Raw genomic sequence first — 2,061 nt, 5'->3', positions numbered from 1 at the left:
GCATCCGTCCTGTCCGCCGCGCGAGTTCCAGCGCAAACGCAAGCGGCAACGCCCCATGAGGCCGCCGCGTCGTGCGGAGGCGCCGCCCGGCGTTCCGGGACCGGTTCGAAGAACGCGCCCGCCTCCTTCCCCCTGCCGGGCGTGAGGCGTTTTTTCTTGCCCCGTTTCGCGCCCGTGCCCGAAAAGAGCCCCGGCGCGGCGTTGACGGCCCGCCTGCGCTGTTCGAAAAGGGTATGCTGATAGACGCTCAGGAGCATCGTGATGTTCTTGTGCCCCATGGTTTCCGCCACGCATTTGATGTCCGCCCCGTGCACAAGCGCCAGCGAGGCGAAGGCGTGACGCAAGTCATACGGCCTGATGCGCCGCGCGATGCCCGCCCGGCGCAGGGCGTTGTGCCAGCCGTTGGAAATGCTCCGGACGGGGCGCCCTTTATAGGCAATGACATAGGCGCACCCGGCCTGCCTGTCCTCTTCATGCCACCGCCTGAGCAGGTCAAGCACGTCGTCCCGGATCGGCACGTCGCGGGATTCCTCCCCCGCCCCCTTGTGCGCGTTCGGCATCCTGATCACGCCCGTTTCGACATCCACATCGGACCAGCGGAGCCGGAAAGCTCGCTCGGGCCTATGCGCGCCCCGGTCGCCATGCCGAGCACGATGACCCGCTGGATATGCGGGGCCGCCGCGTCGTACAGCAGGCGCGCCTCCTTGGCGGACGGCGGCGCGATGCGTTGGGCTTTGGGCTTGGCGATGCGCAGCGATACCAGCGGATTGGAAAGCAGCAGGCGCGCCCGTACCGCCCAACCGTACGCCGCCCGCAGAATGCTCACGCGGCGGTGCACGGTGGACTGCCCCACCCCGCGCTGGCGCTGCACTTCGCACCAGGCCAGCACATCGTCGCAGGTGACGCAGTGCGCCCGGCGGTGGCCGAAAATGGCCGTCAGCGGTTCGACATGCTGCGTCGTCGTACTCCTTGTGGTGGGGTTTTCCAGTGTCCCCGCATACCGCTCAAGGAGCTCCGCGACCGTGGCCTTTGTCGCCGAAGCCGAGGACATGCGCCGCCTCGCCCGGCGCATCAGCTCCCGCTCGCGGATATGCATCTCGGCCTGTACGGATTCGAACTGCCGCGCCTCGCCTTCAGTCGAAAAGCTCTTGATGCGCTGCTTGCCGCTCCACGGATCACGGTACCTGAGAACCCATTGCCGACGGCGATATTCCACAAAACGCAAACCCATTGCGATCCTCCTGTATTGTTTACGGAATGCATACAGTACAGGAGGAAGGCAGGTCTACAGCGCCGCGAGCTGGATCCGGAACGGCTCGGCCTCGGCCTCATGCGCCCGCCACTGCTCGAGGGCGTACTCGTCGCCGACGGCCAGGCCCGCAAGGGTGCGGGGAGTCAGGTACTTTGCGTCAAGCGCCGCAAGCCGCCCCTTGATCTTCGCCTGCGCTTCCTGCTCCAGCTCCTCGGCCGACTTTTCCGGCTTCGCCAAAAGCGCCTCTGCGGGGAGCGGGCCAAGCTCCTCCGTATACCGGGGCTCGGAACGCCACGTGTCGCCGGGAAGCCAGTACGGCGTCCCGCCTTCCTTGCGGCCGCGCTCGTCCATATGCTGGCGATGGTCTTCCACCGTCTCCCACGCATCGCCTGTCCAGCGGGCAATATGACCCGCAGGAATGTCGGCAGGCAAAGCAACGGACGTCGCACCGGTCGCCTCCAGCATATACTCGCCATTGGGACGCTGAGTGGCATCACGGCTGCCGGTATACTCGCCAGTCTTCAAATCATACATGTGAAGCTGAGGGATGGTCATAACAATCTCCTATGGTTAGATATTTTATATTGGTAAAAGTGTTTCCGAGCTTGGGCGGGGACGGGAGAGGCCGGGAGCTGGCAAAGTGACGCGGTACGGGAAGTCTACGGAAGTATAGACGGGCGGAATTCGTGGCATTACGTCCAAGGCACAGGGCCGTTTCGTCGATAAAAGGGTGGTCAACTACTACCTCGCGCAACTTGTTGAGGGCGGAGATGGGACCTTTGCCGGTTTAGACTTCAGACTGTCCGCTC

At 64.5% G+C, this 2,061-nt stretch carries 3 protein-coding genes; all 3 read right to left on the bottom strand.

The window, feature by feature from the left end; translation table 11 throughout:
- The coding region (locus tag HMPREF0178_RS22250; RefSeq protein ID WP_232281147.1) for a tyrosine-type recombinase/integrase at positions 1-587 on the bottom strand (587 nt) is incomplete at its 3' end.
- The gene (locus tag HMPREF0178_RS22245) at positions 566-1,231 is read right to left on the bottom strand and encodes a hypothetical protein (protein WP_009367849.1); all 666 of its coding nucleotides are present in this window, start codon (positions 1,229-1,231) and stop codon (positions 566-568) included. The genes HMPREF0178_RS22250 and HMPREF0178_RS22245, both read right to left, overlap by 22 nt.
- Positions 1,232-1,285: 54 nt before the next feature.
- Positions 1,286-1,807 (bottom strand): hypothetical protein, encoded by a 522-nt coding sequence (locus tag HMPREF0178_RS00040; RefSeq protein ID WP_009367848.1) that lies wholly within the window; start codon positions 1,805-1,807, stop codon positions 1,286-1,288.
- Between the last annotated feature and the right edge of the window lie 254 nt (positions 1,808-2,061).

This window comes from Bilophila sp. 4_1_30 (genome assembly GCF_000224655.1).
GTDB lineage: Bacteria > Desulfobacterota > Desulfovibrionia > Desulfovibrionales > Desulfovibrionaceae > Bilophila > Bilophila wadsworthia.
This window is presented reverse-complemented; position numbering and strand designations above follow the sequence as displayed.

What these genes read in the sequence shown, in the direction of transcription:
- HMPREF0178_RS22245 (WP_009367849.1), bottom strand. Translation starts at nt 1,231, where the DNA reads ATGGGTTTGCGTTTTGTGGAATATCGCCGTCGGCAATGGGTTCTCAGG.
- HMPREF0178_RS00040 (WP_009367848.1), bottom strand. Translation starts at nt 1,807, where the DNA reads ATGACCATCCCTCAGCTTCACATGTATGATTTGAAGACTGGCGAGTAT.